Origin of the sequence: uncultured Pseudoalteromonas sp., assembly GCF_963922945.1 — a bacterium.
In the GTDB taxonomy this organism is placed as follows: domain Bacteria; phylum Pseudomonadota; class Gammaproteobacteria; order Enterobacterales; family Alteromonadaceae; genus Pseudoalteromonas.
The window spans coordinates 23,505-29,776 of sequence record NZ_CAWUKC010000043.1 but is presented as its reverse complement, the minus strand read 5'-3'; the positions used below and the strand labels follow the sequence as shown (position 1 = coordinate 29,776).

Genomic DNA, 6,272 nt, shown 5'->3' with positions numbered 1-6,272 from the left:
TGTTGTAGCCAACAGGTATCAATACCAACATTATTACCGCCAAGTATGTCGCTTGAGGCAGTATCACCAACCATTAAGATCTGGCTTTTGTCAGGGTTACCCATTAGCTCAAATGTGTGCTCAAAAATAGCTTTATTAGGTTTTGCTATGCCTACCAGCTCCGATATTACCAGCCAATCAAACATCTCTTTTAAACCTGTGTGTTCTAAGCGCACTGTTTGCAAGCGGGCAAACCCGTTAGTGATAATACCTAATTTAGCATGTGGCTTTAGTTTATTTAATAGCTCTAGGGCGCCGGGTAAAGGCTCGCAAATTTGCGCCATAGCATCTAAAAATGCATCGTTTAATTCTTTTGCTGGTACATCTAATTTTGCAGCCCATTCATTAAAGCGAGTGACTTGTAAGTAATCGGCGCTAATTTTCCCATCTTGATAATCTAACCACAGTTGCTTATTGGTTTTTTGATAATGCGCATAATCAGCTTGGGTAAACTCAATGTTGTAGGCTTTAAACATGCGGGTCATACCCGCTAAAATATCAAATCTGAATAGTGTTTCGTCTGCATCAAACAGTACATAGCTGTATTTCATTAATTGTCCTGATAAAGGCTCGGGTGTAAAAAAGGCGCCATAGCTAAAGTGAGTGCTTGAGTGTAAGTACTTTCACGCGTTGCGTGATTATTTGTAAGAAGCCCAATAGCGCCACCTTTTTGCTTAATGTTGTGGGTATTAAAGGCTTTATCCATCACATCGCCCAGTTCTTGGCCGTTTAATAGCGCGTTATATAACACTTGTGGTAACGGCAGGTTACTGCTGCGTCCAACCGCTTGCTCTGACCCATTGTTAATAACAACATAGGCAAAGGTTGCTGCACCATAACTAAATTGCTCTGCACCACCTTCCATTGCACAGTAGTAATCTGCTTGGTACATGCTTTTACAATAAGCGACTCGGTTTTGTGCACCTATACGGGTTTGTTCCTCGCCAATGGGTTGATCGGGCACATTAGAGGGAGCATCAATGCCTTGGCAATCAATGTCATAATTAGGAAAGTACATTGCAAAAATATGTTTTGCAGCGTTAATTTTTACTGGGTTTTTAGAGCCCACAATAATTTTTAATGAGTGCGACACGTTTTCCCTCACTGTTAGCAAAAGCAGCAGTGTACGTTAGTTAGGTTAATCATAAAAGCAGGATTAGATAGGGATATCTAATGGGGCTAGGTTTTCAAGCGCACGTTTTTTGATAATAATGTCTTTAATGAGCGGAGTAAGTACCAGCTCCATAGCTAAACCCATTTTACCGCCTGGCACCACAAGGGTATTTATACGCGACATAAAGCTGCCCTCAATCATCTGTAAATAATACGGAAAATCAACGTCATCAATTCCTCTAAAGCGAATAACCACAAAGCTTTCATCGAGAGATGGAATATCTTTTGCGCTAAATGGATTTGATGTATCAACGGTAGGCACACGTTGAAAGTTAATATGCGTACGCGAGAATTGCGGCGTAATATGGTTAATGTAGTCATCCATACTGCGTACAATTGAGCCCATTACTTTTTCGCGAGAGTGACCGCGGTCTTGCGTATCGCGGATCAATTTTTGGATCCATTCAAGGTTAATAATAGGCACCATGCCTATTAACAAGTCTACATGCTTAGCTACATCATGATCCTGATCAACCACGCCCCCGTGTAAGCCCTCGTAAAACATCAGATCTGTATTTGTTTCAAGATCTTGCCAAGGGGTAAAAGTGCCAGGTAATTGATTGTAAGGGACGGCTTCGTCAAAGGTGTGTAAGTATCTGCGTAATTTCCCTTGGCCAGTTTCACTGTAATTACTAAATAAAGTCTCTAATGCACCAAAATCATTGGCTTCACGGCCAAAGTAGCTAATGTGCTTACCTTCTTGTTGGGCTTCGCGTACTTTTTTATCCATTTCCGGGCGTGTGTAACGATGAAAGCTATCTCCTTCGATAAAAGCCGCATCAATATTGAGGCTTCGAAAAATGTGTTTAATTGCATTGGTGGTAGTGGTTGTTCCTGCACCTGACGAACCGGTTATAGCAATAATAGGATGTTTAGCTGACATGTATTTTCTCTTTTTTAGGACCAAGACAGTTATAAAGAGTTGTCTGACTTAGGTCAAGTGACGCCATCGGCAAATAACGTTATCATGAGGTGCTTAAAATTAAAACGAGAGAAAGCATGAAACTTATTAAACCATGGCTTGGGCTAATCTCTTTAGCGGCGCTAAGCATTGCTACAGCGCAGGCCAGCATGCCTAAAAGCCAAATATTACTTGCTGATTTAAATACACCTTACGGTATGCAAGTAAGTATAGTGAGCAGCAAAAACAGCTATAACAATCAACCTTTTTTAACAGACCAAGGTCTTTATTTCACCCATGAAGTGATTTCAAGCGAGCAAAGTCAAACCGATATTGCTTATTATGATTTAGCAACAAAACAAATAAGCAATATAACAAATACGCCGGTAAGCGAATATTCGCCCACTATGATGCCCTCAAAACAAAGTTTATCGGCCATTGTGGTAGAGCAAGATACTAAACAAAAGTTATGGCAATACTCACTCGATACTGCAAAGGCACCTAGCCGTATTTTTGATTGGATTGAACCTGTAGGCTACCACGCGTGGGGCGAACAAAGTGACTTAGTGATGTTTATTTTAGGTGAGCCACATACATTGCAATATACGTCGGTTGCAGCGGCAAAAGGCGAGGTGGTAGCAAATAACATAGGGCGTACGCTTATTTATAACAGTAAAACCGCCACATTTTTATTTAGTTACATAAAAAATGATCAGCATATTTTAGCCAACTTTAACCCACAATCTAAGCAGGTAGAAGATTTACTCAGGTTGCCAGAGCAGGTTCAAGACTTTATTTTAAAAGACGATGAAACGCTGGCATATGCTGTTAAAAATCGCGTGTATCAACGTAAATTAAATGGCTCTAATGAGGTATCACAATGGCTTGATTTGAGCCCGTATTGCGAGACAAATATAACGCGAATGAGTTATAAAAACGACAAACTTGCCTTTGTATGCGATGTAAAATAATTCGGACTTTGCAGCGCGTATAGGCTAATTTAATGCACAATTAAACAGTAAAGGGATCACCACGTGGCGTATAGTTCAGATGAGTTAACAGAGCATCTTATTAAGTTAAAGTGCAGAAGCAACTTTAAAATTAAAAATATTGCTGAGTACATGTTAGCACATTCTAAAGAAGCAATTTATACCCACAGCGAAGCGGGTAAAGGTAAAATAATTATTCGTCCAGCCTTTGAGGTGTTTAGTGATGATTTTGCGGTAATTGATGAGGTAACGCGTGTACAAGGCTACTTTCATAGTAGCGAGATGACGCGGTTTCCTACACGAATTCATAAAAGTGCGCAGCCGATTCATTATGGCGTGGCCTGTAAAATTAACTCAGAGCAAGCAGCAAAAGACTTTATTGCCAAGCTAACGCAGATTATTAACGGGTAAATAAAAGCCGCTGAGTGGATAACTCAGCGGCTTTTTTAATTATGCATATTAAGCTTATTTGCTTTTCAAAAAGGTATTCACAGATGCCAGTTCACGCTTTTTAAGCGCAATACAGTCATGAGTGCCTTCTTCAAGCTTGCTTAAGGTACGTGCATAGCCAGGTGTTTCTTCAAGTTTATCTTTAAAGAATGTTTGCGTGGTGGCTAAACTTTCGGCATCACAACGCGCAGTGGTAAAGTACGGTAAGTTAGGCACAAAAAACGGCGGTAAGCTTTGTGTTACCTTTTCGTAATTGTTGTATATCCACTCAATAAAGAGTGCTTGGCGCGACTCACTATAGCTTTGACCCGCCAGAACCGTACGCATATCAGATGCAGTAACTTCGTCGGTTAAGGTGTATGTTAATACCTGCTTTTGTAATTGGGCTTTACCCATAAAACCCATAGCCGCAAGCATGTTAGTGCGTACTTGTGGATCTTTGGTGGTTTTAAAAGTTGTAATAAATTGATCCAGTAAGGCTTTATCACCATGATAGGCGGCAAGTTTTAGGTAAGTAGCTGCTAGGTACGGATCCACTTTCTGCGGATCGTTTAAGTACACTTGTGCTTGCTCTTTTGCTTTGCTGATCACACGTTGATCTTCGCCATCAAAGCCGAGTAATGAAACCACACCCGCACGTAGTTGTGATACTGCACCGTCTTCGCCAGCTTGTGCTTCAAGTGAGTATTTTTTAGCTGCAGGCATTACCGCACTGCGAATAAATTCAGGCCATAACGCTTCGTTGCTGTCATCTTTGAAGGTATTTTTTTGCGAAACTAAATAGCCCAGCGCAGTATTGGCAACACGAGGATGATCATCGCTTACAAACACTTCTAGGGTTTGCATTAACTTAGCCGCCGATATGACACCTGCATCAAGTAGTGCATCCGTTGCAGAGATCAGAGCTAAACGCTCACGATCATTAAGTGCTTGCGGCGCATGTTTTATAAGTGAATCAAACTGTGCATCGTCCATTACCCAGCGGTAATAACCAAGCGCACCTTCATCGGGGTAAATCCACTCTGGCTCAAAATCAAGTGCTAAGGTTTGGCTTTGCTTATTAAGTAAAATACTGGCTGTTTTTACTTTATCGCCAGCGCCATATTTTATCCCAACGGGGACATTCCAAAGCTGTGCAGGGGCATCTACACCGGCATTAGCAAAGCGACTTTGCGATATCGTAATGTTTTTACCGTCTTGTTTTACATTTACAAGCGGAAAAGAAGACTGCTCAATAAATGATTTTAAAACACTCGCAACATCTTTATTAGACGCTTTACCAAGTGCTTCCCATAAGTCGGCTGCTTCGGCATTTTTATATGAGAATTTTTTTAAGTAACTTTGAATGCCTTTTTGGAATGCCTCTTCACCAATCCAGTTTTCAACCATAGCGAGTACTGCACTGCCTTTACTGTAGGCAAGTCCTAAACCATCCATAATATCGGCTTCGGTTTTAATTGGTTTACGAATTGGTTTAGTGCTTAAGCGAGCATCCAGTGCCATCACATTGTTTTGTGGTAAATCAAGGTGTGATTCAAACTCTGGATTAAGCTGTTTAGTCATTTTTGCCGCCATCCAGCTAGCAAATGCTTCGTTTAACCATAAATCGTTCCACCACTTCATGGTTACTAAGTTACCGTACCACTGATGGGCTAGCTCATGGGCAATAATTGATACATTACGCTGTTTTTTGCTGCGTGTTGCAGCGGCTAAATCAACCAGCAATATATCTTCGCGGTAGGTGACTAGGCCCGAGTTTTCCATTGCCCCAAAAGGAAACTCCGGAACCGCGACCGAATCAAGCTTTTTGTAAATATACGGAATGCCAAAATAAGCCTCAAGTGCAGCAAGTACTTTTGGCATGTTCTCTTTAGCGTAATCGGCTAAATGAATTTTACCTTGAGGAGTGATAACGCGTCCCGGAATTGGCATATCTGTTATTTCAAGCTCTTCAAAAGGCCCCACAGCCATGGCTACTAAATAAGAGGGGATTGGTGGCGTTTTATCAAAGTAATGTGTAGTCATATCGCCGTTTACTGTTGTTTTTAGTTCTGGCGTATTAGCATAGACTTTTTGCGATGTGGGTGCGGTAATCGTTAACTGAAACGGTATTTTATAGCTTGGTTCATCAAATACCGGAAATGCACGGCGTGCATCATTCATTTCAAACTGGGTAAATAAATATGGCGTGCCTTGATCTATCGTTTTGTACAAACCAACACTTTGGCGATTATAAGGCGCCGAAAAATCTATTTTCAAGGTGTACTTACCCGGTTGAATTTGCTCATCACAGCTAAATTTCACTTTTTCTGTTTTTAGCATTTCGCTACTTAAGTCGCAGCGTTCATCGCCTAGCAGTTGTGCCATTTTAACGGCGTAAGCCTGACCATTAAGTTCAATGTAGTGAGTTGGTTTTAATACTTCTAGGGCTATTTCTGTCATCCCTGTAAAGGTATCTTGGCTTGGGTCGAGTGCTAACGACACCTTTTGCGAACTTGGTTTAGCAAGCTTTTCGATAACGAATTCGTTAGCGTGGGCAGTAGTCATTGCTAACGCAACGCTTACTGTTAATAGGCTTTTCAAAAACATAGTGATCCCTAGATTGTTGTTGTTAGAAAATAACTCAAAGAGGTATTTATATACCATTGAGATTTAGACATCCTAACAGTTTTTCTTAAATGAGTAATTTAATAAAGAGATAACTTGTATTTAAAATAGTA

General features: G+C 40.8%; 6 protein-coding genes. 2 read left to right on the top strand and 4 right to left on the bottom strand.

Annotated elements, in window-relative coordinates:
- The 3 genes from yjjG to AABI99_RS10705 all read right to left on the bottom strand — a co-directional run.
- A partial coding sequence (yjjG, locus tag AABI99_RS10715) for a pyrimidine 5'-nucleotidase (protein ID WP_338365740.1) occupies positions 1-590 on the bottom strand: 590 nt, incomplete at its 3' end.
- Positions 590-1,132, bottom strand: a complete 543-nt coding sequence (gene yjjX, locus AABI99_RS10710; protein ID WP_338365739.1) for an inosine/xanthosine triphosphatase — start codon at positions 1,130-1,132, stop codon at positions 590-592. The genes yjjX and yjjG, both read right to left, overlap by 1 nt.
- A gap of 63 nt (positions 1,133-1,195) precedes the next feature.
- Positions 1,196-2,095, bottom strand: coding sequence for a phosphoribulokinase (locus AABI99_RS10705; protein ID WP_338365738.1), 900 nt, complete (start codon positions 2,093-2,095; stop codon positions 1,196-1,198).
- A 116-nt stretch (positions 2,096-2,211) separates the two neighbouring features.
- On the opposite strand from AABI99_RS10705, the gene AABI99_RS10700 reads away from it, so the two are divergent.
- Both AABI99_RS10700 and AABI99_RS10695 read left to right on the top strand, forming a co-directional pair.
- Entirely contained in the window at positions 2,212-3,084 is an 873-nt protein-coding gene (locus tag AABI99_RS10700; RefSeq protein ID WP_338365737.1) for a hypothetical protein, read from the top strand.
- A gap of 63 nt (positions 3,085-3,147) precedes the next feature.
- Positions 3,148-3,513, top strand: a complete 366-nt coding sequence (locus tag AABI99_RS10695) for a hypothetical protein (protein WP_338365736.1) — start codon at positions 3,148-3,150, stop codon at positions 3,511-3,513.
- Between the two features lie 54 nt (positions 3,514-3,567).
- On the opposite strand, the gene AABI99_RS10690 is transcribed toward AABI99_RS10695, so the two are convergent.
- The gene (locus tag AABI99_RS10690) at positions 3,568-6,141 is read right to left on the bottom strand and encodes a M1 family metallopeptidase (protein ID WP_338365735.1); all 2,574 of its coding nucleotides are present in this window, start codon (positions 6,139-6,141) and stop codon (positions 3,568-3,570) included.
- Positions 6,142-6,272 lie beyond the last annotated feature (131 nt).

Excerpts from the sequence above, each read along its gene's own strand:
- AABI99_RS10705 (WP_338365738.1), bottom strand. The coding sequence starts at position 2,095 with ATGTCAGCTAAACATCCTATTATTGCTATAACCGGTTCGTCAGGTGCA.
- AABI99_RS10700 (WP_338365737.1), top strand. The coding sequence starts at position 2,212 with ATGAAACTTATTAAACCATGGCTTGGGCTAATCTCTTTAGCGGCGCTA.
- AABI99_RS10690 (WP_338365735.1), bottom strand. The coding sequence starts at position 6,141 with ATGTTTTTGAAAAGCCTATTAACAGTAAGCGTTGCGTTAGCAATGACT.